Source organism: Neorhizobium sp. T7_12, from assembly GCF_002968535.1.
GTDB classification, from domain to species: domain Bacteria; phylum Pseudomonadota; class Alphaproteobacteria; order Rhizobiales; family Rhizobiaceae; genus Neorhizobium; species Neorhizobium tomejilense.
On record NZ_PVBK01000021.1, the window covers coordinates 39,206 to 60,054 of the forward strand.

Below are 20,849 nucleotides of genomic sequence, written 5' to 3' on the forward strand. Positions count from 1 at the left end.
TCCTGCGCGCGTGGAAGTTTTCGTAACTCGTTGCAGATGAAGCACGTGCAAGCATCCTCCGCGGCTTTCCCTGATGTAGTGCCCTGGCCCCCTACTCCGTATGCGGCGGAGTTTCGACAGCCCATCTCGGATCGGCGCCGGACGGGTGATCTATGAAAAATACCCAAGTCCCGTCGGCAAGCCGACGATGAACCTCCATGCCATGATGGTGCACTTCGATCGCGCGACCATTCTCATCGGCGCCCCTGATCAGCCACTGCGAGCGCGTCATGGCGAAGTCCCCCGCAATCGTGGTGTGATGAGTGACGACATCCATATGGGGCTTAAGTCCGATATAGGCCGCCATGGTCAGGAGGATGCCTTCGGCGCCGCGCGCGATCGTAGTGTCACCGTGAACCTCATCGATCTGCACGATCGACGCCTCGGGGTGATACATTGCAGCCGCGGCTTCAACGTCCTGCGTGTTGAAGGCGCGCGCGAGCCAGAGATTACAGAGTTCGGGAGATGGAGCGCCCATAGGAAATCTCCTTTTTGTAAGGCGTTAGGTAACCGCGATCCGGATGCCGAAGGTGGCGATCAGCACGCCGAAGGCGCGGTCGATCCAGCGCTTGGCGCGGCCGTACACGGCACGGACATGCGCGAGCGAGAACACGCGCCCGACGAAGGCATACCAAAGCATCTCGTCCAGGAGGATCATCACCAGGATTGCGGCTTTCGCCCAGATCGGCGCGTCGTGTGGCACCATGCCGACGAAGACGGCGCCGAAGAATACCGCAATCTTCGGATTGGCGAGCTGGGTGAGAAGGCCCAGCCGGAAGGCCGAGCGGGCGGTGCGCGGCGCCGGCCCGTCGCCATCGACCTGCGGCAGCGGCGCGTCGGCGTGACGGAAGGTCTGCCAGGCGATCCACAACAGGAAGGCAGCGCCCGCGAGCTTGAAAATGAGAAGCGCCGAGGGCGCGACCTGGAACACCAGGCTCAGGCCCAGAAGTGCGGCGAGCGCCCAGCAGACGGCGCCCGTCCCGAGCCCGACCGACGCCAAGAAGGCAGGCCGGAAGCCTTCGACCGCGGCGGTGCGCACGGTCATCACGAAGGCCGGTCCCGGACTGATCGCGCCGATCAGATGGAGAAGAAGGATCGAGATGAAGGCCGCGAGGGTCATCGGGCTGCCTCCCTGCCGCGCGGCGGGCGCAGGCGGTAAAATCCGTTGTCTGACATGCAATCACCTCCGCTTCGTGCCGATCCCGGATCGGCGCCGATCATGACCGACAGGATGGCAGCGGGTTCCGTTCCACGGTTGCGCCACGCATGACGCGTGCCGTTCTGTACGACGACATCACCGGGCGCGAGGCTGCGCTCCTCATTATCGTCGAGCTCCAGCCAAAGTTCCCCCGACGGCAAGGACGACATGGTCGACCGTTCGCGTCGTGTGCATTCCGGGCGGCTCCGGTTCGAAGGTCTCGGCGATGCCGGGCAGTCTGGCGCCGTACTCCGCACCCGCTGCGTTCCAGTCGCTGACCGTTGCCATAACGCTGTCGGGCGGGGAGATCATTGTCTCGGTGACGGAAAAGGCCTCCGAATCGCGGCCGATGATCACGACGTCGTACATTTTGGAGGTCCTTTGGAGTTCGGTTGTTCTCGGAATTTGAACTGCGGCGCCTATTCCAGTCAGCTTTGCGCCTTACGGCTTGCGGCCGATCACGGCGCCGTTCGCGGCGGGTGCGTCGAACCAGACCGTCTCGATGTGCCGGAATCCGGCTTCCTCGAGCCACGCCGAATATTCGGCCGGCGTGTAGTTTCGTCCTCCTTCCGTCTCGATCAGCATGTTGAGGCTCATTAGCGCGGCCGACACTGGCCCGGTCTTTTCGTCATCGACAAGAAGCTCGCTGATGACGACTGCACCGCCGCTCGGCAAAGCCTCGAAGGACCGGCGCAGCAGGGCGCGGTTCGTCGCCTCGTCCCAATCGTGCAGGATCATCGACAGAAGATGTACGTCATGCCCCTCCGGAAGACCATCGAAGAAGCTGCCGCCAACGGTATCCACGCGGTCGGCCAGGCCGGCCTCGGCAACCTTGCCTGCTGCGATCTCGGCGACATGCGGCAGGTCGAACACGGTCGCACAAAGCTCGTCATATTGCTTGCAGAGCTCGATGTCGTAGGCGCCCGATCCGCCGCCGATGTCCAGGAGGCGGCGGAAATGACCGAGATCCACCGCTTCGCCGAGCTTGCGCGCGGTCATCGTGGAGAGCGAATGCATCGCCTCCCAGAAGAGTGCCAGCATCGTCGGATCCTCGCCATCGAACAGCGAGGATTGCGCGGCCGGATCCCACGTGGTTGGCCGGTTCGTACGCAGCGCTTCGGCAAGTTTGCCCCAGCCCGCGTAGAGCCGCTTGTCGGCCATCTGCACGAAGCCACCGAAGTAGTTCGGTTTCCCGCGCACAAGATAGGTTTCGCTTAACGGCGTGTTGCGATAGAGGCCCTCCGTTTTCTCCAGAAGCCCGAGTGCGGCGCAGCCGGTCAACAGCATCTCGGCCGGGCGTGGATGCAGACCGAGCGCTTCCGCCAGCCCGGCAACCGTGATGCCGGCGTGGCCCGCAAGGCGGCTGAAGAGGTCCAACTCGTGCGCAGCGGCCAGAGTCTTGAAGGCCCAGAAACCGGTCGAAAGCGCCATCAGCGGGACGGCGGAAGGAAGCTCCGGCGTGGCAATCGGCTGATCGACCGCCCACAGCTTTGTCTCGCCCGAGATCGAACCGGGCTGGCGGGCAAGCGTTGTCGTGTGCGTAGCGGCGCGCTGATGGTTGGGCATGGCGCTCTCCTCAGGCATTGACGGTTAGTTCGCAGCTTCAAGCCGCGCGGTGGTCTCGACGGCGCGGTTTTCGTCGGCTCCTTCCCAGAGGCTCTCCCTGTCACCGTCGTGGGGAATGGAGTGATCGCCGAACACGACGTCAGGTGGAAGGCTGGTTTCCGGCCTATTTCGGTGCAGCGGCAGCGGTTCCGCCCGGCGGTATGATCCGCATCATGAACGTCGACACCGTGTCGCCAGGCTTGAACGGGACGGGGACCTGATTGCTTACCGGCTTCACACTTTGCAGGAACACCGCGATCGCCATGGCATCGTCCGCAGTGAGATGCGCAAGAGCAGGCCAGGGCATGATCGGCGCCAGGGTGCGGCCGTCTGGCCGCTGCCCGGTCTGGATCGCAGCGACGATCTGCTCCGGGGTCCAGTTGCCGATACCGGTCTGCTTGTCGGGCGTGATGTTTGGACCTGGAAAGACACCGAGGCCAGGTATCTCAAAGCCCACATCCGAGCCGCCAAGAAAGCGCGATATATCGGGTTTGCCCAAGAAGTAGCCGGGCGTGTGGCAGTCGTTGCAGCCGCCGATCGTAACCAGGTATTCGCCACGCGCAATCTGTGCGTCGTCGGCCATGGCGGCGTGCGATGGAAGGGCAGCGACTGAGGCTGTGAGGAATGCGAGACGAACTGATGTTGGAATCACGGTTTCCTCCCTTGGTTTGTTCTTGGTTTCTCCCACGACCTGGCTTCTCGATGTTCTGCAGCCCCCGACTTGCCTGCGCGGGAAGCCAAATTCTCTCATAGAGAGGGTTCGCTTACCTCATCGATATCAAGTTCGTGACTAGACCCGCCTTGACCTCAAGCACAGGCGCGGAGGCCTCGGCATGACCGATGTCCCTCAACTGATCGGCGGTAAATACAAAATTCCCGATCGTCGGACGTCTTGAGACGGTCCGTTTCCAGGTCTGGCGACCTGCAATTGCGGTGGTTTTCAGCACAAGTCCAAGCAGGCGAACTGTCGACGGGTGATGACTGGCGTGAGTATCCGTGTGAGCCATTTCGGCCTCCCAATCTCAAGACTGGCCAAGGTCTCCGCAACTGTTCCAGCGCAAAGGCCTCCCTCTTCCTTCACATTGCCGTAGTGACATCGTAAGGAAACAACAGGACTGATAGAAGTGCCAATTCTGAAATTTGTGGGCAGGCCAATTTTCTATACTCTAAAAGCATGACCGCCTTTCACGTCAGCCTGGTCGGGCGCAAAGACCTCAGTGGCGAGATCTATCGTCAGATCCGCCACGCCGTTCTGGATCGTCGGCTGCGGCCGGGGGACCCTCTGCCGCCTGGCCGCGAATTGGCGCGGACGCTGGCCGTGTCGCGTGCGACCGTTACGGTAGCTTACGAACGGCTAGCCGCGGAAGGGTTCGTGACATCACGGCAGGGGTCCGGGACATTCGTCAGCGAATTGGCCACGCTGGCCGGGCGCGAGAAGACAGGGCGCCGATCCGCTGGGGCGCTTCAGCCGCGCCCGATCTGGGTAGCGATGAACCCCCCGCCTACGTTCGAGACGGTCCAGTTCGACTTTCGCAGCGGCCTTTGCGATGCTTCGCTGTTTCCCCACAACTCATGGCGGCGGTCGGTGGCTTGGGCGTTGCGTTCGGGCGAAACGACCGCCGGCGTTTATGAGCACCCCGCCGGGCATCGCGATCTCAGGGTCGCAATCGCCCGGCACATAGGCATCTCCCGAGGGATTAGGGCTTCAGCGGACGACATCATTGTCACGAACGGCACGCAGCAGGCGCTCGATGTCCTGGCACGCGTCCTGCTGGCGCCGGGCGACGCAATTGCCGTCGAAGATCCGAGCTACGGCCCTCCGAGGCGGTTGTTCGAGGCGTTGGGCATTCGCGTGGTTGGCGTACCGGTGGATCGCCAGGGGCTGGTCGTTGATGCGCTGCCGCGCGGCGTCCGGGCCGTGTACGTCACGCCATCTCACCAATATCCGCTTTCCGTAACGATGACGCTACCGCGCCGGCAGGCACTGCTGGCCTGGGCAGAAAGAAACAACGCGGCCATCATCGAGGATGACTACGACAGCGAGTTCCGTTTCGGGGGCCGTCCTCTCGAGCCGTTGCAGACACTCGACGCAAAAGGACTGGTCGTCTACGTCGGCTCCTTCTCAAAGACAATGCTGCCGACGCTTCGGCTAGGTTTCCTGATGACGCCGCCATCGCTGCGAGCGGCCTTGCACAAGGCCAAATTCGTCAGCGACTGGCACTCATCGACCCTCGCGCAAGCGGCACTCGGGCGTTTCATCGATGAGGGCGAGTTTGCGCGTCATGTCCGACGAGTGGGTGCAATCTACCGGGAACGGCACCAGGTCCTCGCGGACGCTATCTCCCGTGATTTTGCCGAACATCTCGAGCTCATCCCATCGACAACGGGGCTCCATCTTACCGCTCTGGCCCGCAGAATGTCGGTGGACCGGATCGCCGAGATCGCCCGCCGTGCTGCCGATCGCGGCGTCGCCGTCCAGATACTGTCAAGGTTCGCTGTGAGCGCGACCCCACGGGCCGGGGTTATGCTGGGGTATGGCGCCATTCCCACGGCCCACATCGAGGAAGGGATGCATTTGCTCCGCGCCTGCTTTGACAGTGAACCGCAGTGAACCAAGTATCGAAGATCACGGGGCCGGGCGACCGAAGGACCAGAATCAGAGATGGGTTCGTCAATGACGTCATCGAAGTAACTCTCGACAGGCGCGACGGAGCACTTCTCACGCGCTATTCGCTTCCGGAAGCCTGATTCTGCCAGATCGGCATTTTGATCTCGCCGCCGCGGAAGACGAACCTGGCCTGGCTCTGGTGCCGGTGCTGTATAAGGCGAATCTTCTGCGGAGTCAGGTGCACCAAATCGACCCCAGACGAATGTTGCAGAACTTGCACTCTGCGGGTATGCAACGGTCTCGAGGCCAAGGGCTTTATCAATTCGGGAGGGGATTTTGCAAGTCTTAGTGCGTGATAACAATGTCGACCAAGCTTTGCGATTTCTGAAGAAAAAATTGCAGCAAGAGGGTGTTTTCCGCGAGATGCGACTTCGGGAGCACTATGAAAAGCCTTCTGAAAAAAAGGCCCGCGAAAAGGCCGAGGGAGTTCGGCGCACCCGCAAGCTTGCACAAAAGAAACTGAACCGGGAGCTCGGTATCGTCATGGCAAAGAAGGCCAAGCCCGCGCCACGCCCGAAATGAGTTTGATGCAAACCGTAGACGATTTCAGGTTCGGTCGCTTGCGTTCCTTGCCGGGACAGAGCGCTCTCAGGAGAGAGTGCTATGTCACAGTCACAAACCAGCCACCTCGATGTCGTTGTCAAGCAGTCGTCGAGAGGAGCAACAGCGGCGACAAGCCAGAAGATCGCGCCGAAGACCTTTCCCAAGCGGTCTTCATCCTTAGCGGCACGCATCCGCCGGTCGTCAGGCTCGCTGTTCTCCTATCGATCGCGATCGTCGCGCTCTCTGTCTTCATCCGCGTCGCGCGGTAATTGCTCAAGCCGGGGGACATGCTGCCCGGCAGGGTCGGATCGCGTCGTGTCTCCGGGTCGTATCGCTGGACGATCCCGCCGTTTCTCATTCGCAGCGCGAGGCGACAGCTCCGCTTCACCACCGTCCGATAGGCGCTCCGCACTTGCGCGATGATCTGTCTTGTCGGCCTCGTCGTTTTCGCGGCGAACATTCGCAATCTCACCAACATCATCCCCTGCGCGACCTCGCTCACGAGATCGCCGCGCCGCTTCCAGCGCCATGCGAATCTCGTCATCGGCTTCGGCAATCTCACGAATGAGGCTATTGCCGGTCGCACCCAGTACACCGGCCCTGGCAAGCTCGAGATTTAAGCTCGCCTGCAGGGCAGCCTTGTCCGCCCCGATGCCACCGGCCTCGGCACGTCCGATCGCATCGCGGTAGTGCTCGACCTCGAGCATGATCCGGTTGGCAGCCTCGACCGTTCGAGCTCCGTGACGTGCGACTGCCCGGTCCCAACGCTCCTTTGCGTCGTCACCGCGATCCAGCTCACGCCCATCCTGAATGGTCCGAGATTGCTCGCGATTTCGGTGCTGCAGTTCCACCATGTCCCGACGGGCATCCACATGGTCGCGCACCGCCGAAACGATCTCCGCGAAACCGCCGCGCTGGCCATCGGGGATGGTGCGCTGCGCCTGCGACAGCACATCCTCGACCCGCTTTTCGTAAGCCCTGAATTCGTCCCGCGTCATCGGGCGCATCATCCTATCCTCCGAAAATGCCTCGACCAAGTTTACCGAATTTGTCCTCAATTGCGAGAGCGGATTCTCCTTGGAGGAGGCTGTCCTGCTCGTCTTGCCGTGCTCCATCAATTTCGCTTCAAGCCGCGAAAGCTGGACTTTCGCAAATGTCAACGCACCTTCCGCGCTGGTCTCATGGATCAACCTGGACCAGTGTCGCCGGGCTGCACGAGAATAATCCAGGCTAACGCCCGTCTGTGCCAGGTTCGGTTGATCGGCCCGCTTTGATTGATATCGATCCTGCGCGGCCAGGCTCGTTCCGACATGTTCGGTTCGGCCAATCCGGCTCATCGGCCGGACCTGGTTCCGACCGTAGCTCGGTGCGCTGGCGCGATCCCGGCGATCGGTCATCGCCATGGCGATGCCGTGTTCACGGGCCTTTTCGGCCAGCGTGACGCGCCACTGCCGGAACGTCCGAATGCTGGTTTCCACCCGCTCCCCCTCATCGTTGCGCATGGCGACGATGGCATGGACATGCACATGCGGCCGCTTGCCGCCGGTACCTTCCGGCTTCGGATCGAGTGACGGGTCATGCAACGAGAACACATATCGGTGACCGCCAAATTCCGCGGCGAGGAAAGCGCGCGCGGCGGACCGGAAATTTTCGACATCCGTTCCCGCCCGAGCCGACAGGATCAGGTGCATGACGTCACGAGACTTGCGACTGTGAAGCTGGTCGCGCCACTCAAGCTGAACGATATCGCCGGCCAGCTGTGCATCGCCGATCTTCCGGCCTGCTTCGTTCTCGACCGCTCCCTCGTGCCGTTCGACCAGGGCGCGCAACCGGCTCGTGCCATAGTCGATGCCGTTGCCGTGAGCGGTGAACCGGAACCATACCCTGCCCCGGAATGCGGCGTCGAGGCGATCTGCGACAATCCTTGAGGCTTTGTTGTCTGCGGTGAGCCGTTCTCCGTTGCTATCGCGCAGGACGGTTACGCCTTCGATCGTATAGCCATTGTCACGGCCTTTGATCGCGAAGGCAAAGCGCCGGTCTCCAAGCGCGCTCTTCAGGAACGCCCTCGCCTGCGCCGGAATCTCGCCCCCGGGGTCGAAGCCGCCCGTTATATCGACAGCGAACGTGCCGATGTCCCGGCTCTCGGCACGGTTCTTCATCAGATGGTTCCATTCGCCGCGGATCGTGGAGATCTCGTCTCGTCCGCGCGGTTTCTCACCACGCTCATTCTCGGCGGCCACCTCGCCATTGCGCGACACATAATTGATCATCGCGCCCAGCCGAGCAGCGCTGCCGAAGGAGGCCAGTTTCACCACGGCCGGCTGACTGCCCGACGCGAGCGCCCTGAAACGCGAGCGCATGCTTGGCTCGGTGCGCGATGATCGTTTGCCTTGGAGTATCAAACGTGGCTTGAGGCCCGCGATCCGTCCAAACGAGACCCCTGGCGCGACCGCAACCGTACCTCTCCGCTTGCGAGGCTCGTCATCCAATTGCGAGCCATTGCCGCGCGCCCGGTCATGGAGGATCGCCGCCCGGCGCCGCTCCCATTCCTTCTCGAAGGCGCCGAAAAAGAACTCCATTACACACCTCTGCCGTGCCGCCTGCCACGCTCGGCGTATCGTCTCATCTCCAACACGACGGCAGCCATGAGCTGCTGAACCTGAGCCAGTGTTTCGCCCAATTCGATCGCGATGGAGCTCCTGCCGGAATTCGCGGCTCTCGCAAGCCGGTTCAGGCTGGCGCTCAACGCGCACATATCGGAAACCAATACGCTGAGGATGACACGATCCTCGTCGTTGAAAAACGGCCGTACACCTGCGCCTTCCAAAGCCAGAGAGCGAAGGAAGGCGGAGAAGGTCATCTCCGCCGCGATGGACGATCGCTCGATTGCCTCATAATCCGACGCTGCGAGCCGGACGTGAACGACACGGTCCTTCCGCGCGCCGGCCCAATCGGCGCCGACCTCAAGCTCCCTGGCACTTTCGTTTGCCATCCTGATCTCCGAAAGAAGCGCCGCAGGCGCGATCGACGGCTCGTCCGTCGATCGTCAGCAAATTTGTATCACAAAATTGCGTATCCTGCCAACGGCGGCTTTACTGATTTTGATATACCATTTTCGGGTGTCCGCAACCGAGCCACCGTCGGGCCGCGGCAATTCCAGGATCGCGCCATGCTCCGAAGCAGTGGGCCACACCATGCGGCCGCATGGTGTGATGCAAGCATCACGTTGAAATAATGCGATAAACAGAGTGTCAAAGCTATCCCTCGATGAGGATAAACCATGTGAATGCGCCTTACCTGCACATCGAGGTCCATCAGAATATGCTAGCGCCTGATGATTTGCCGGACTTGACGCGGCACAAGATTCGAACAATATTTATTCTGCTCCGTACATGACCAACTCCTGTCTCAATCGTTACGAACGGACGTGCCATGGCCAAGATCTACTCCGCGATCAGCAGCAAGGGGGGAGCGGGAAAGACGACATTGGTGACGCTTATAGCGGGAGAATACGCTCTGAGAGGAAAGCGTGTTCTGTTGGTCGACGCGGATGGACGCCTCAACCTGTCCGGCTGGTGGAAGCTATGCCATAACAAGGGAAACGTCCCGGAGAACATCAGCGTCGCGATTGCCGCTACACGACGGGCGATCGAATCCGAGATCGCACGGCTCCAGCATGCTTTCGACCTCATCATCATCGATGCGCCAGGCGTCGACAGCACCGTTCAGGAAACCATCATTCGGTCGAGCGATGTGGTTCTGTCACCGATCCAGCCCGGCATCAAGGAAATCGAAGCGGCTGGTCAGGCGGCCGCCAGCGTAAGCGACATCAACGACAAAAGCGGATCGAGTATCGTCCATCTCAATATCCGAACCCGGATCACGGTGCCTGGTCGCAATCTGGAAGCCTATCGATATGTCCGCCCGTTTGTCGCCGACCTACGTCAGGCAGGCTATCAAACGGCGCTGCTCGATACCGAGCTTTTTGAGCGAAACATCTATCGCGAGATTCAGAACGGCCTGGGCACGCTGCAAATGCAGGACCTCAGCGATCCGGTTCGCAAAGCCCGGCTCGAGGTTCAGGCTCTTGTCGAGGAAATCGAGATTCGAAGCACGGCAGACGGTCGCGGAGCTGCGGCATGAACGGAAAGGGGGGTCTCGCGCCGGGCGACTTCACCATTGCGGCCAAGATTATCAACCGCCCCGAGGACGAGGATGATGTCGAGGAATATCCCAAGGCCGTCGAACCGGAAGCATCCCACCAGGCTGATAAAATCCTTGCCGGGAAATCAGTCTCCCAGCGGGAGAAGCAAACGCGCGAAACGGCTGCGGCCCAGGAAGAGGCGCGCTACAGCTTGAGGAACCTCAAGCGCGCCAAACAGCGCGAAGTCAAGTTTTTCGTCAACGTCGCACTGGACCAGGCGACCAAAGCTCGCTTGAAGCGCGCTGCCGACGAGAACGACCTGAAGATGGCGACGGTGATGAAAGCGGCGATCGACGTCTACCTCAGGGAAAATGGATACTGATCGGGCGATTGGGATGCGACCGGCGACAGCGCTCAACGACAAGAGACCGACGAGAGTGCCGCCTCAAAAGGGCGGCTCGGCTTCGATCGTGCCGTCGAGTTCGGCCATGATGACGGCGAGCTCGGCCCGGGCCAGTTCGAGTTCGGCTTCGATCTGGCGGCGTTCTTCGACGGTGGGGGCGTTGGCGGCTTCGAGGCGCAGTTCCTCGATGAATTGTTCGATCGTCATCGTCGTCTCCTTGAGGTTTGTGAGAGATGACGGCGGCAGGCTGGGCGGGGAAAGACAGGTCAAGGCTCGGAACGACCGGCAGAGCCGGTGCGCGGAGGAACCGAATTTGTCGGAGCGGAGTGAAACGCAGGGACGAGAAATTTGGAGGGGCCGCGCGGCCTTGAGCTGGCTTTGCCCGTCCGGCACAATAGGCCGATCTGAACAGACAGTTTTTCCTTGCGTGTGGCACCGCTATTCGCCGTCGCCTGACGCGCGGCCGGAGCTGTTCGCATGAGGCGCTTCCTGCTCGATGGCACAGTCCTGGAAGAGGGTGATGAACGCTTTCAGGATCTGCTGACCGACGCTTATCGTGGCAGGGTCCGTCCGCTTTGCCTCTGCTGCCAACCGCCGGTTCCGATGTATGTGGCCAATATCGGTGACCAGCTGGTGATCAAACGCATGCCGCTCTCGGGCGGCAAACACGATCCGGCCTGCCCTTCATACGAACAGCCCTACGAATTGTCAGGCCTTGGACCGTTGGTGGGGGGCGCGATCAAGTTCGATCCGGCTGCCGGTACGGCATCGCTGACGCTGGACTTCTCGCTGTCGAAGCGCGGCGCGGTCGCAAGATCAAACGGGAGCGCCGCGTCAGCCGACAGTGGGAGAAACGAGACCAAAAAATTGTCCCTGCGCGGGCTGCTGCATTTCCTCTGGCATGAGAGCGGGCTGACGGAATGGACGTCGCATTGGACAGGCAAGCGGCACTGGTGGCAGGTCTATCAGCATCTGAGCGAAGCCGCTCGGCTGATGGAGGTTCGTGGGCAGGTACTGGCCGACAGGCTGCTCATTCCCGAACCGTTCCGCGCCGGTGACAGGGCGGCGATCGAACAGCGCCGGGCCCAAAAGCTTACCGGCCTCTTCCAGGCAGCAGCCGGTTCGAAAAAGCTGATGGTGCTGGTTGGGGAGATCAAGGAGTTCGCGGGGGTGCGCAACGGCCGTCAGGTCGTGATCAAACACATGCCGGGCTTCCGGCTCTATCTCGAAGAGCCCGCTTGGCGGTCCCTGCAACGGCGGTTTGAAACGGAACTGATGCTGTGGCAGAGCACCGAGACATCGCATCTGATGGCGATCATGACGATCGGGGGCACGCCAGCCGGCATTGCCACCGTCAACGAGATTGCCCTGATGGCGGTGACCGAACACTGGCTGCCGATCGAGAGCGCCTATGAACAGCTGCTGGTCGGTCGCCTCGGCCGCCTGCGCTCCAAGTCGGTAAAGGGGTTGAGGTTCGATCTCCCGCGCATTCACCCGCTCGCAAATGCGATCCTGCCCGAAGCAAGGCCCCTGCCCTGCGCGCTTTATATCGTCCCACCGGATGCCGGCGATGACTTCCAGGCAGCCCTGGGCGAGATGATCGACGCGCGGCCGGATCTTGGATCCTGGATCTGGCGGGTCACCGAGGGTGACATGCCGCCGCTGCCGGCCTAGGTCATCAGCCTATTCGTCCTCGGCACTGTCCAGCAACCCGTCATAGACCTCCAGGAGCGCATTGGTGATTGCCTGCCCGAGGGCGTTTCCCGCGTCACGAAGTTCTCCCTCGGTGCCGTCCCGCGCGGCTTTCGCCAGCTCGAACCCCTGTTCGCCGACGATCTGCTTGGCGGCCTCGATCGCCCATAGGCCGAAATCTCCGCGGTTGTCGATCGTGAATGCGTCGTCCATTGCCGTCTACCCGTTGATGGAAAGCGACTTCTATCGCGTCTCCTCAATGATCGCCAGCATTCATCAAAGTCGTGAATCGAAGCGCCTCCACCGATTCATAACTGTCGTTGGACGCGCTGGCGTCTCTTCATCATCGTTCGCCCATGGCGACTTACCCCTTCCGGCTCTATTGCCAGCGCATCGACGCGACGAAAAACATGGCACGGTATTATGCCCTGTCCATGCAGCCGACCCTGTCTGGAGAGGTGGCCGGCGTACGCCGCTGGGGCCGGATCGGAGGGCGCGGCGGCGAAAAGACCGAGGTGTTCGCAACCGAGCGTGAGGCTGCGATGCATTTCCTGGATCTCGCCCGCAGGAAACGTCAGAAGGCTATCGACCCGGAAACTGTGGAAATCCGGGGTTGCTGAACGCTTCTTCGGCCTCGCGTCAATGACAGGCCGACATCCACCTGTCAGGGATTTCAGATCAACTTCGATCCGGAGAGAAAAAATGACGACCACAAACGAAATCGCCGACAAGATCGCCGGCGAACACAGCCTGACCAAAGCACAGGGCAAGGCGATTGTCGAAGCGGTGATTGCCTCGATCACCGAGGCAGCGATTGCCGGCAATGAAACGAGCCTTCCGGGGTTCGGCAAGTTTAAAATCAAGAACACGCCGGAACGCGAAGCTCGCAATCCGGCAACCGGCGCGACGATCAAGGTGGCAGCTGCGAAGAAGCTGGCCTTCACGCCGGCCAAGGCTCTCAAGGACGCGCTGAACAGGTGAACTTGTAAGCAGAGCATAAAAATAGCCCGGCTTGTGACCGGGCTGTTATTTTTCGAATTTCCGCTCAGCAGGGAGCAGCATTGTTCAGCAGATCCCGAACGATCAGTTTCACTGACCGGTCGGACTGCTTCACGGCTATGATCGTCCAGCAGCCGGTGAAGAATACCAGACGCGAGCGGCACGAAATCAAAGCCTTGATTGACAACCGCAGCGCGCAAGGCTGCAAGCGTTTCGAATTCCTGAAATTCCGTACCAAGCCAAAGTTCGAGATCCTCGCCATCGGAAGTGGCGAAAGCCTGGAGGAAGAACGTCTGAAGCGGACGGTCATAGCCGATAGTGGCGTCTGGGTCGGCATGGCGGGATGCGGTTCGGGTAACAGTGATCGCATAGTGGCTCATCACAGCCTCCTTCGGATGACGGGAGACGCCGGCCCTTGGACGGGGCCGGCGGTTGGCTTCAGGCCGGGTTGTTCCAGAGGATGACCTTGCGGTTGGCTTCGCCGCCGGGTGCCGGCACCAGATTGCCGAAGATGACGCCGATCTCCGGCGCTTCCAGCTTGACGGAGAGGTATTCCTCGCCGGTCTGGCGGGAGATGCGATTCCAGCCTGCGCCGATCTCGAAGCCGGTCTTGCGGTGCAGGATGCGGTAATCGGGGGCGTCTTCGCTCGTCTTGTTGGCGTTCGAGACGATGGCGATCGGGGCGTTGACCCGGATGGTGGCGAAGATGCCTTCGAGTGTGCCGTCGGTCTTGGCGGTGAGGGTTGCGATCGTAGTAGCCATGGGATTGTCTCCTTCGTTGCATCGGGACCATTCCCGATGGCGCCCGAAGAAGGGGACGCGCCGCGGGCGTCACCGGAGCGCAAGCGGAGGGAAACCCCTTGCGGGTTGACGCTGATCGCGGCCGGTCCCTTAGAAAGGCGACATAAAGACCGGGATTGGTCACTGATCGCCACGTCAGGGGAGACCCTTGCCTCGGCTGCCCGCCCGCTGCTCCGCCCCTGCCGCGTGCGGGTCCTACAGCGCCGGCGTCCGGATAGACACGCTTTTGCCCATCAACCGTTCGGCAAGCCGAGTATCCGCTGCCCCTACCCATCCTCACGGCGGGACCGCATCGGTCGGCGCGGCCTTCGAATTGCCTGCCGTGACGGCGCGACTGCTGTTCCGCGGAAGCAAGACCGCATGACAAGCGTGATGGCGGGACGTTGCCCCGGCACCGGGCGGTAACCAGGCATGGAGATCGATCGAGAACAGCCACCCTGACCGCCAGTCGCCCACCATTCGCGGCCGGCGCCGATCATGAGCGGCACCAACGATCAACACTGGGTTGGCAGCACCAGACTTGGAGGAGAAGGGAGGCCGTATCGGGTGGCGGGCCTCAGTCGAAGCGGTTGACCCGGCTGGAGCGACCGCGCGCCTCGGCAAACAAGCCGGCGATCTTTATCATGAAGGATTTGCTGAAACGGCCGAGGGTGTCCTGATTGGGCTCGATATACCAGGAGCGCTCGACGATATCGTAGTTGTATTCATCGACCGTGATCCAGCTCTGTTTCAGGTCCCCGAGGCCGGCACGCTTGCGCTCGATGTGCGGAATCTCCAGAGCGGCCCGTCCCGCCTGCGGCGGCTGGGTTGTGATGGCGAGAAGCGCCAGATGCGTGTTTCCGTCGCTGGCGCCGCGGATCGCGACGACGACGCAGACGGCGCGCTGCTTGCCTCCCTCGGTCTCACCGTGTTGCTGCTGCCATGCCCAGAGATAGGGATAGGAGATGACCTCGCCGGGGCGGAATTCACGGCTCATTGTCGTAGGCTTCGCCGCGCGCCAGCCGGTCGATCGCCTCGCCGAACAGCGCCGAATGCTCGTCGGGCATTTCCGGCACACGATAGGCCCGGCGTGGATCGCCGCCGGTCCGCATACGCTCATAGTGCTCGTAGCTCATCAGCACGAAACGCGGCTTCTTGTGCCGCGTGAGCATGACCGGCTCGCGGCTCGCCGCATCGGTGATATCTCCGATTTGTTTATTCAAATCGCCCGTCGTGAATTGCTTCATCGCTATGGTCTCCAAAGTACAGTTTTCTATATATCATTTTTCCATGTTTTCCACCTTTTCCATGTTTCCAGGAAAACGGCGCTCACGCGCCGTCACCTGAAGCCTGCCAGACCGGGATGCCGAGCCGACGCGCCTTGTCGGCGAGATTGCCGGTGATGCCGTTTCCGGGGAAGACAATCAATCCGGCGGGCATGACTGAAAGCATCTCGTCGTTGCGCCGGAACGGTGCCGCCTTGGCGTGCTTCGCCCAGTTCGGCTTGAAGGTGATCTGCGTCACCTTGCGGGCTTCAGCCCAGCAGGCGGCGATACGTTCGGCGCCTTTTGGCGAGCCGCCGTGCAGCAGGACCATGTCGGGGTGTTTTGCATGCGCCTGATCGAGCTTGGCCCAGATCCGCTCATGGTCGCTATAGTCCATGCCACCGGCGAAAGCGATCTTGGTGCCGGCGGGGATAAGCACCTCGGTTTCGGCGCGGCGGCGGGCGGAGAGGAAGTCCCGGCTATCGATCATCGCCGCCGTCATGTTGGCGTGGTTGACCTTGGAGCCGGTGCGCGGCCGCCAGGATGAACCGGTCTGCGCCTCGAACAGATCGGCGGAAAAATCGCGCATGAACTCGAAGCTATTTCGGCGTTCCAGCAACGTGATGCCCTCCGCGATCAGACGTTCGAGCTCGACGCTCTTCACCTCCGAGCCGTCCTGCTCACGCTGGCCGGTGCGTTGCGCTTCCTCGTTGCGATCGAGCTCGCGCTGGATGCGCTCGCCGGCGCGGTGGAAGAGATTGGGGATCGACCAGAACAGGTCTTCGAGATCGGGTTCCAGTCGGGTGTCGCCGAGCATTTCGGCGAGCGCGTCGAAGATCGCGGTGATCGATGACTGGACCTGCGGCTCCTCCGGCAATGGCCGCGGGTCGGGCTCGTCCTGCAAGTGGCGATAGCCGTAGACCTGCATCTCGTAGATGAAGCGGTCGGTCGGAGAGGAAGCGTGATGGGGCTCGAAGCCGTCGTCGGGGTGAAGGATCAGGTCCATGGTGGTCTCCATTTAGTGGGCCGCGCCTCTCGCGGCCTGACGGCGATCCCCGTCCACGCCGGACCCGGCCGGAACCGCGGCGGATCGCGCCGCGGCCCAGCGTGAGCGCCGGGCGGGGACGAGAAGGTTTCTTGGGACGCGCGAGGAATGCCGGGCCGCCCGTGCGGCCCGGCAGGGGAAGAAACCTGAGCGACCCGCTGAAGGCCGGGAAGGACGTGGTATGGGTCGCCTCTCGGCAGGCCCGCGGGCGCGCCCGCTCGGAAGAACACCGCGGACCGTCCTTCGCCAACGCAGCCGCCGACCGTGCCCGCCATCCCCCTCACGCCGGCAGAAAGGCCGTCGTATCTTCCGGAACCAGTTGAGCCCGCAGGCTCGCGGTCAGCCGGTCCGGCCCCAGCCAGCGCAGATCCTCGTTGAAGTCGCCGAGCTCGGGTGACAGCACCAGCGGCAGGATACCTCGTTCCTGAGCTCGTCGGCACAATCCCCCGACCCCATGTCGGCCGGCCGCGTCTGCGTCGGCAGCGATGTAGATCCGCAGACATCCGGGCGGGAACCGAAAGGCGGCAAGATGATTGGCGGTCAGGGCGGCCACCGCCGGCATGCCGGGCATGATCGCGACAAGCGACAGCATGGTTTCCAGACCCTCCCCCGCCGCCATGAGAGGAACGGGTTCATCGACAGGAAAGCGCAATCGCACACCATTGCCGAGCAGCCCACCAAGCGCGCGGCGGGGATCGTCCAGCTTGGCCTTGCCGACGCCGCCCGGGTCGAGCCCGGTGGATAAATACGTACGGTGGACGCCGGTGATCGCACCGGCGTGATCGGTCACAGCTGCGATCAGGGCCGGATAGCTGGACGTCCGGCCGGTGGCCAGATCCCGGTAATAGCAGGACGGATGGAAGCGCAACGCTGCGTGGATCGATGCCCTCAGGATGCCGCGCTCACGCAGATAGACGTCGGCAAGCGTGCCTGCCAGCGGCTGGCTCATCCGAAATAGACGCCGTGCACGCTCAGCCGCGGGCCTCTCGACCGTTGCAGCGTCGCTGGCGTCACTATGACGGAACGACATCGGTTCTGGTTGGGGCAGGCTGAGAAAGTAGCGCGCCTCCTCGGCAACGTCACGGAAATCCACAAGACCACAGCTCTCACGAACGAGATCGAGCAGATCGCCGAACTGACCGGTCGCCGCATCTGTCCATCGGCCGGCACGTGGGCCGGTCAGATGCACATAGAGAGACCGGCCCTTACGATTGGCGACGTCGCCGACCAGCCAGTAGTTGCCGGCCCGGTGGCCGGCGGAGAGATAGTGGCGGCAGACCGCCTCCGCGTCTTGCGCGAGACGGTCTGCCAGATCGGAGGCGGAGAGCATGGCAGACCTCCGTCACGACCGGCGCGCGGTATCGACAAGGCGATGACGCTGCATCAACTGCTTGAGGATTACCGGACCTTCGTCGGTCGTCGGCACGAAGAAACGCAGCTTCCAATTGATCATCTCGGAGAACAGGCCGATCGACCGCAGCCAGTGGCGCATGCCATCCGTGAAGCCGGCAAGTTCGATGCGGTATTCGCTCATCACCCGCACCCGGTGGAGCGTCATATCGCCGGCAAGGCCGACGATCGAGGATCCGTCGACTAGCGACGCCCAGACCTGTTCCGGCGCGATCAGCGTATTCTGCTCGATCCTGAAGTTGCGGCAAAGGCCGGCAAGCCGGTCCGGTGCAATGACACCCCCGACGATCCGCTCACCGTCGTCCATCTGGAGACGCCGCACCTGGCAAAAGTCCTGCGGCAGCAACCTCCAGATCGGCAGCAGCAGTCCGCTGACGATGTGCATCACCGACGTCGAAAATTCCGGCAAACCAGCGATTTCGGCATGCCTGGCAAGGGCGAAGACCTGTTGGTCGACCTCCTGCCAGTTCGTTTCCTGGAGCTGGCGGACCTCGAAACGGAGCTCGTCCATCGTCCGGATCAGCGACACGCGCGGCTGGACGGAGCCATCCGCGAGCATGATCGAGCGGGTCAGCACCATCACCGCCGGCCGGCCCGACTTGCCGTTGATCATCAGCTTCGCCCGCGGGTCCTGCTGCACGAAGGTCTGAACATCCCTGAGCTGCATCGGTGCATTGCTATCCCTGCGTTCGATGGTCAAGAGGTGTGACTGCGCGCCGGTGACCGGATGTGTATAGATCAGGCGACGGTCGGTGACCGTCATGCTGTCGGCGGTGATCGTCTCCAGCCCCTTGTCATAGATGCCCGCGGCTATCGCCCCTTCGATACGGGCGGCCAACAACTGCTCGAAGGCCTCGAACAGCACGTTCTGCATGGCGATGGTCAGTGCCAGCATGCGATTGAGGAAGGTATGGATCGGCGGCAGCTCATCCTTCAGTCCACCCTCCTCCGAGGTGAGCAACAAACCGGTGATGCTCTCAAACTTATCCAGCGAGCAGCCTTCGATCCTGCCCGCATGCAGCAGTCCGTAGAATTGCCGCAGCGCGTCGCGGGCATACTGGGATTCGAGATTATCCTCGCTGCGGAACATGCGCTGAAACATTACCTGGGCGGCTTCTGTCGCCTCATAGGCGTCTTTCCAGAGCCACAAGCCTTCGGCGTCGCTGCCGCCAAATGCCTCAATCATAATTTGCCGCAAATCAGCGGTGCCGACGGCTTTACCCCGTTCCAGAAGCGACGTGACTTGAGCGGCAGCATCCAAAAGTCCTTCAGCGCTGCTTCTGACATGAGGTCGTGGAGAGGTGGAAACGGTTCGAGGATGCGGGATGATACTCATAGGACGATGCTCCAAGATTGAGGAAAGAGCGGCGCACCCCAAGCGTTCTGCCGAAGGTTCGGATGAGCAAAACGTGGGGTAGCCAGTCGGGTAGCCAGTGAGGAATTGCGGGATCGCCGACTAGAACTCTGTCAGCGATCATCAACGCTTAGGTGGTCGAGTTCGCGATGAAGCCGGCCGGATCGTTGGGGCCGGGCGGCAGATAGGCTTCGTTAGGGTTGCCGTCGGCGAGGTGGCCAAACGGCGAGAAAACGTATCCATCCTCACTGCGGCCGACGGCGCAAAGCACGTAACGCGGATCGCGCGTCGCGGCATCCAGGCATTCCAAGAGAGCAAGATTGCCGTCGGACGCGGCGCGCAGCAGCGTGTCGAAGTTTGTGCGGGCATGATCGGGGATAGCCATTGGGGTGCTCCAGACATAAAGATGCCCGGTGCTTGACCGGGCCCTGGGATGACGATGATGGGGTTTTGAACACGCGGCTGGAGTTTAGAGCCCAACCGCGTACGAAAATCGTCAGGCGGTGCTCTCGAGCAGTTTTTTCGCCTTGCCTTCAAGATCCAGGCGCGTGTCCTGATTGGTCTTTCCGCGTGCCAGCGCGGTGATGCCCTGCACAAAATCGAAGATCGACTCGGGCGGACGGCCTTCTTCGGAAAGAACTGTTTCGATGATCTTGCCGGTCTCCGTTTTCGAGAAACCGCGCCGGCGCAGGAAGGCCTGGCGATCCTCATTATCTCGCGCGACAATGCGCTCGCGAGCTGCCTTGATGCCGGCAACGAACGATGCGGGAGAGGAATTGGCAAAGCTTGTCAGTGCGGGTGCTGCTTCCTGGGCGAAACGATCGGCCGCGAATTTCGAGTGCCGGATGGTGATTTCCTCGAAATTTTCGCTGCCCCATATGTTCCGATTGGCACACACGGCGCGAAGATAGAAAGAGGCGATGCCGAGCGTCTTCGATCCGACTTCGCTGTTCCAGGCATAAAAGCCCCTGAAATACAAATCAGGCTCTCCGTTGTGAAGCCGCCCGGCCTCGATGGGATGGGTATCGTCAACGAGAAACACGAACACGTCCCGATCCGAGGCATAGAGCGTGGTCGTATCCTTGGAGATATCGACGAATGGATTGTGGGTCATGCTGGCCCAGTCGAGAAGGCCGGGCACCTTCCAGATCGTATCGCCGGTTCCATTGCCGGCAATCTTCTTGACCGCAGACACGAGTTCATGGTCCCAGATCCGCCCGTATTCCGGGCCGGTCACCGCGCGTAGCTCGACACGACCGTCCTCCATTTCGAGCGTCTTTACCAATTCCGCACGATGATTGAGCAGGCCGTGCTGCAGGTTGATCGCCGCGAGCGGCGCGGGCAGCTGGCGCAGATAGGTCGCCGGCGCGCCGACAAGGCTGCAGAGTTGGCCGTAGCTCCAATGGGTCGGCGCGATCGGCTGATGCCGGCCGGGAATGACGAGGTCGAGCCGCTCGGCATTGTCACGCGTGGCCTCAACCCGGATCGCAGCGCTTTCGACGGTTCGGGCATGCGCGCGCTCGGCCCGGGACCGGACGGTTTCGTAAAGCTCCGCCAACGACAGGAACCGCTCGTCGTCTGGACGGGAAAACCATTCGGACGAGACCCGGCCGATACGTTCGCCGCGCGAGATATCGACCTTAAAGCCGGAGGACACCGGCCGCGTGCTGGGGGTTAAAGTGTTCATTGGAGTGTCTCCTGAAA

General features: G+C 61.9%; 23 protein-coding genes and 2 pseudogenes. 8 read left to right on the top strand and 17 right to left on the bottom strand.

The window, feature by feature from the left end; genetic code table 11:
* Nucleotides 1-91 precede the first annotated feature (91 nt).
* The 5 genes from C5J26_RS27950 to C5J26_RS27970 form a co-directional block, all read right to left on the bottom strand.
* The gene (locus tag C5J26_RS27950; protein WP_105404739.1) at nt 92-517 is read right to left on the bottom strand and encodes a nuclear transport factor 2 family protein; all 426 of its coding nucleotides are present in this window, start codon (nt 515-517) and stop codon (nt 92-94) included.
* 24 nt (nt 518-541) lie between these two features.
* Nucleotides 542-1,159, bottom strand: coding sequence for a LysE family translocator (locus C5J26_RS27955; protein ID WP_105404740.1), 618 nt, complete (start codon nt 1,157-1,159; stop codon nt 542-544).
* Nucleotides 1,160-1,360: 201 nt separating this feature from the next.
* On the bottom strand, nt 1,361-1,606 hold the full coding sequence (locus tag C5J26_RS27960; protein WP_105404741.1) for a hypothetical protein: 246 nt from the start codon (nt 1,604-1,606) through the stop codon (nt 1,361-1,363).
* Between the two features lie 72 nt (nt 1,607-1,678).
* Nucleotides 1,679-2,803 carry an acetylserotonin O-methyltransferase gene (locus C5J26_RS27965; RefSeq protein WP_245441300.1) on the bottom strand — a complete coding sequence of 375 codons (1,125 nt, stop codon included), beginning with the start codon at nt 2,801-2,803 and terminating at the stop codon, nt 1,679-1,681.
* Nucleotides 2,804-2,966: 163 nt separating this feature from the next.
* On the bottom strand, nt 2,967-3,425 hold the full coding sequence (locus C5J26_RS27970) for a cytochrome c (RefSeq protein ID WP_245441301.1): 459 nt from the start codon (nt 3,423-3,425) through the stop codon (nt 2,967-2,969).
* Nucleotides 3,426-4,016: 591 nt separating this feature from the next.
* Between C5J26_RS27970 and C5J26_RS27980 the strand changes: the two genes are divergently transcribed.
* Nucleotides 4,017-5,453: a PLP-dependent aminotransferase family protein gene (locus tag C5J26_RS27980; protein ID WP_105404744.1), complete on the top strand. Its 1,437-nt coding sequence runs from the start codon at nt 4,017-4,019 to the stop codon at nt 5,451-5,453.
* A gap of 333 nt (nt 5,454-5,786) precedes the next feature.
* Nucleotides 5,787-6,032, top strand: a complete 246-nt coding sequence (gene rpsU, locus C5J26_RS27985; RefSeq protein WP_105404745.1) for a 30S ribosomal protein S21 — start codon at nt 5,787-5,789, stop codon at nt 6,030-6,032.
* 239 nt (nt 6,033-6,271) lie between these two features.
* Here rpsU and C5J26_RS27990 read toward each other — a convergent pair whose 3' ends face one another.
* Nucleotides 6,272-8,806 carry a relaxase/mobilization nuclease domain-containing protein gene (locus tag C5J26_RS27990; RefSeq protein WP_172746136.1) on the bottom strand — a complete coding sequence of 845 codons (2,535 nt, stop codon included), beginning with the start codon at nt 8,804-8,806 and terminating at the stop codon, nt 6,272-6,274.
* 20 nt (nt 8,807-8,826) lie between these two features.
* Nucleotides 8,827-9,045 (bottom strand): annotated as a pseudogene (locus C5J26_RS33740) (plasmid mobilization relaxosome protein MobC); the annotation flags it as partial.
* A 440-nt stretch (nt 9,046-9,485) separates the two neighbouring features.
* On the opposite strand from C5J26_RS33740, the gene C5J26_RS28000 reads away from it, so the two are divergent.
* Together C5J26_RS28000 and C5J26_RS28005 are read left to right on the top strand one after the other, a co-directional pair.
* Nucleotides 9,486-10,196 carry a ParA family protein gene (locus tag C5J26_RS28000; protein ID WP_105404748.1) on the top strand — a complete coding sequence of 237 codons (711 nt, stop codon included), beginning with the start codon at nt 9,486-9,488 and terminating at the stop codon, nt 10,194-10,196.
* Nucleotides 10,193-10,579 carry a hypothetical protein gene (locus tag C5J26_RS28005; protein ID WP_245441302.1) on the top strand — a complete coding sequence of 129 codons (387 nt, stop codon included), beginning with the start codon at nt 10,193-10,195 and terminating at the stop codon, nt 10,577-10,579. The genes C5J26_RS28000 and C5J26_RS28005 overlap by 4 nt, the downstream gene beginning before the upstream one ends.
* A gap of 63 nt (nt 10,580-10,642) precedes the next feature.
* Here C5J26_RS28005 and C5J26_RS32925 read toward each other — a convergent pair whose 3' ends face one another.
* The gene (locus C5J26_RS32925; protein ID WP_172746138.1) at nt 10,643-10,807 is read right to left on the bottom strand and encodes a hypothetical protein; all 165 of its coding nucleotides are present in this window, start codon (nt 10,805-10,807) and stop codon (nt 10,643-10,645) included.
* 270 nt (nt 10,808-11,077) lie between these two features.
* On the opposite strand from C5J26_RS32925, the gene C5J26_RS28010 reads away from it, so the two are divergent.
* Nucleotides 11,078-12,274: a DUF1173 domain-containing protein gene (locus tag C5J26_RS28010; protein WP_105404749.1), complete on the top strand. Its 1,197-nt coding sequence runs from the start codon at nt 11,078-11,080 to the stop codon at nt 12,272-12,274.
* Between the two features lie 9 nt (nt 12,275-12,283).
* Here C5J26_RS28010 and C5J26_RS28015 read toward each other — a convergent pair whose 3' ends face one another.
* Nucleotides 12,284-12,505 (bottom strand): hypothetical protein, encoded by a 222-nt coding sequence (locus C5J26_RS28015; RefSeq protein ID WP_105404750.1) that lies wholly within the window; start codon nt 12,503-12,505, stop codon nt 12,284-12,286.
* Nucleotides 12,506-12,648: 143 nt separating this feature from the next.
* Here C5J26_RS28015 and C5J26_RS28020 point away from each other — a divergent pair, with 143 nt between their 5' ends.
* The 3 genes from C5J26_RS28020 (at nt 12,649) to C5J26_RS33110 (ending at nt 13,755) form a co-directional block, all read left to right on the top strand.
* Nucleotides 12,649-12,912, top strand: a complete 264-nt coding sequence (locus C5J26_RS28020; protein ID WP_105404751.1) for a WGR domain-containing protein — start codon at nt 12,649-12,651, stop codon at nt 12,910-12,912.
* Nucleotides 12,913-12,934: 22 nt separating this feature from the next.
* Complete coding sequence (locus C5J26_RS28025; RefSeq protein WP_256386097.1) at nt 12,935-13,273, top strand: HU family DNA-binding protein; 339 nt, start codon at nt 12,935-12,937, stop codon at nt 13,271-13,273.
* 80 nt (nt 13,274-13,353) lie between these two features.
* The gene (locus C5J26_RS33110) at nt 13,354-13,755 is read left to right on the top strand and encodes a hypothetical protein (RefSeq protein WP_206051233.1); all 402 of its coding nucleotides are present in this window, start codon (nt 13,354-13,356) and stop codon (nt 13,753-13,755) included.
* Here the strand turns inward: C5J26_RS33110 and C5J26_RS28035 are convergent.
* The 8 genes and pseudogenes from C5J26_RS28035 to C5J26_RS28075 all read right to left on the bottom strand — a co-directional run bounded on the left by C5J26_RS28035 (nt 13,730) and on the right by C5J26_RS28075 (nt 20,832).
* Nucleotides 13,730-14,053, bottom strand: a complete 324-nt coding sequence (locus tag C5J26_RS28035) for a DUF736 family protein (RefSeq protein ID WP_105404753.1) — start codon at nt 14,051-14,053, stop codon at nt 13,730-13,732. The genes C5J26_RS33110 and C5J26_RS28035 overlap by 26 nt on opposite strands.
* Nucleotides 14,054-14,648: 595 nt before the next feature.
* Nucleotides 14,649-15,068 (bottom strand): hypothetical protein, encoded by a 420-nt coding sequence (locus C5J26_RS28040; RefSeq protein ID WP_105404754.1) that lies wholly within the window; start codon nt 15,066-15,068, stop codon nt 14,649-14,651.
* Nucleotides 15,058-15,318, bottom strand: coding sequence for a type II toxin-antitoxin system Phd/YefM family antitoxin (locus C5J26_RS28045; RefSeq protein ID WP_105404755.1), 261 nt, complete (start codon nt 15,316-15,318; stop codon nt 15,058-15,060). Before C5J26_RS28045 ends, C5J26_RS28040 begins: the two co-directional genes overlap by 11 nt.
* An 82-nt stretch (nt 15,319-15,400) precedes the next feature.
* Nucleotides 15,401-16,342 carry a DUF2493 domain-containing protein gene (locus C5J26_RS28050; RefSeq protein WP_105404756.1) on the bottom strand — a complete coding sequence of 314 codons (942 nt, stop codon included), beginning with the start codon at nt 16,340-16,342 and terminating at the stop codon, nt 15,401-15,403.
* Between the two features lie 319 nt (nt 16,343-16,661).
* Entirely contained in the window at nt 16,662-17,711 is a 1,050-nt protein-coding gene (locus C5J26_RS28060) for a toprim domain-containing protein (RefSeq protein WP_105404757.1), read from the bottom strand.
* A gap of 12 nt (nt 17,712-17,723) precedes the next feature.
* Nucleotides 17,724-18,887 (bottom strand): annotated as a pseudogene (locus C5J26_RS28065) (strawberry notch C-terminal domain-containing protein); the annotation flags it as partial.
* A 388-nt stretch (nt 18,888-19,275) separates the two neighbouring features.
* Nucleotides 19,276-19,530 (bottom strand): DUF6117 family protein, encoded by a 255-nt coding sequence (locus C5J26_RS28070; protein ID WP_105404758.1) that lies wholly within the window; start codon nt 19,528-19,530, stop codon nt 19,276-19,278.
* Nucleotides 19,531-19,641: 111 nt separating this feature from the next.
* On the bottom strand, nt 19,642-20,832 hold the full coding sequence (locus C5J26_RS28075) for a DUF932 domain-containing protein (RefSeq protein ID WP_105404759.1): 1,191 nt from the start codon (nt 20,830-20,832) through the stop codon (nt 19,642-19,644).
* Nucleotides 20,833-20,849 lie beyond the last annotated feature (17 nt).

Coding starts and splice junctions, on each gene's coding strand:
- C5J26_RS27970 (WP_245441301.1), bottom strand. CDS start 3,425: ATGGCCGACGACGCACAGATTGCGCGTGGCGAATACCTGGTTACGATC.
- C5J26_RS28000 (WP_105404748.1), top strand. CDS start 9,486: ATGGCCAAGATCTACTCCGCGATCAGCAGCAAGGGGGGAGCGGGAAAG.
- C5J26_RS28045 (WP_105404755.1), bottom strand. CDS start 15,318: ATGAAGCAATTCACGACGGGCGATTTGAATAAACAAATCGGAGATATC.
- C5J26_RS27980 (WP_105404744.1), top strand. CDS start 4,017: ATGACCGCCTTTCACGTCAGCCTGGTCGGGCGCAAAGACCTCAGTGGC.
- C5J26_RS27965 (WP_245441300.1), bottom strand. CDS start 2,803: ATGCCCAACCATCAGCGCGCCGCTACGCACACGACAACGCTTGCCCGC.
- C5J26_RS27960 (WP_105404741.1), bottom strand. CDS start 1,606: ATGTACGACGTCGTGATCATCGGCCGCGATTCGGAGGCCTTTTCCGTC.
- C5J26_RS28010 (WP_105404749.1), top strand. CDS start 11,078: ATGAGGCGCTTCCTGCTCGATGGCACAGTCCTGGAAGAGGGTGATGAA.
- C5J26_RS28035 (WP_105404753.1), bottom strand. CDS start 14,053: ATGGCTACTACGATCGCAACCCTCACCGCCAAGACCGACGGCACACTC.
- C5J26_RS28040 (WP_105404754.1), bottom strand. CDS start 15,068: ATGAGCCGTGAATTCCGCCCCGGCGAGGTCATCTCCTATCCCTATCTC.
- C5J26_RS28060 (WP_105404757.1), bottom strand. CDS start 17,711: ATGCTCTCCGCCTCCGATCTGGCAGACCGTCTCGCGCAAGACGCGGAG.
- C5J26_RS28020 (WP_105404751.1), top strand. CDS start 12,649: ATGGCGACTTACCCCTTCCGGCTCTATTGCCAGCGCATCGACGCGACG.
- C5J26_RS28075 (WP_105404759.1), bottom strand. CDS start 20,832: ATGAACACTTTAACCCCCAGCACGCGGCCGGTGTCCTCCGGCTTTAAG.
- C5J26_RS28015 (WP_105404750.1), bottom strand. CDS start 12,505: ATGGACGACGCATTCACGATCGACAACCGCGGAGATTTCGGCCTATGG.
- C5J26_RS28050 (WP_105404756.1), bottom strand. CDS start 16,342: ATGGACCTGATCCTTCACCCCGACGACGGCTTCGAGCCCCATCACGCT.
- C5J26_RS28025 (WP_256386097.1), top strand. CDS start 12,935: ATGACAGGCCGACATCCACCTGTCAGGGATTTCAGATCAACTTCGATC.
- C5J26_RS32925 (WP_172746138.1), bottom strand. CDS start 10,807: ATGACGATCGAACAATTCATCGAGGAACTGCGCCTCGAAGCCGCCAAC.
- C5J26_RS28005 (WP_245441302.1), top strand. CDS start 10,193: ATGAACGGAAAGGGGGGTCTCGCGCCGGGCGACTTCACCATTGCGGCC.
- C5J26_RS28070 (WP_105404758.1), bottom strand. CDS start 19,530: ATGGCTATCCCCGATCATGCCCGCACAAACTTCGACACGCTGCTGCGC.
- C5J26_RS27955 (WP_105404740.1), bottom strand. CDS start 1,159: ATGACCCTCGCGGCCTTCATCTCGATCCTTCTTCTCCATCTGATCGGC.
- C5J26_RS27950 (WP_105404739.1), bottom strand. CDS start 517: ATGGGCGCTCCATCTCCCGAACTCTGTAATCTCTGGCTCGCGCGCGCC.